Raw genomic sequence first — 261 nt, forward strand, 5'->3', positions numbered from 1 at the left:
GCCCCTACTGGCCCACGTTCTGGCGAGCAAGTATATCAAGCTTCATGTTTTGCGTGTCACGGTACTGGCGCGTTAGGCGCACCTAAATCGGCTGATGACTGGTCACCTCGCCTTGCTAAAGGTAAAGATGTATTACTCGATCACGCACTGAATGGTTTTAATGCAATGCCGCCAAAAGGTACTTGTATGGATTGTTCTGAAGACGAAATTAGTGCCGCAATTAACTTTATGACAACTAAGTAAAAGCCTACTAAAGATCAG

1 protein-coding gene is annotated in these 261 nt (G+C 45.6%); it reads left to right on the forward strand.

Going from position 1 to position 261, the window contains the following annotated elements:
• Positions 1–243: c-type cytochrome (locus AAEY88_RS14175; protein WP_350563414.1), on the forward strand; the 243-nt coding region annotated here is incomplete at its 5' end.
• Between the last annotated feature and the right edge of the window lie 18 nt (positions 244–261).

Source organism: Psychrobacter sp. CAL346-MNA-CIBAN-0220 (genome assembly GCF_040309805.1).
Lineage (GTDB): Bacteria > Pseudomonadota > Gammaproteobacteria > Pseudomonadales > Moraxellaceae > Psychrobacter.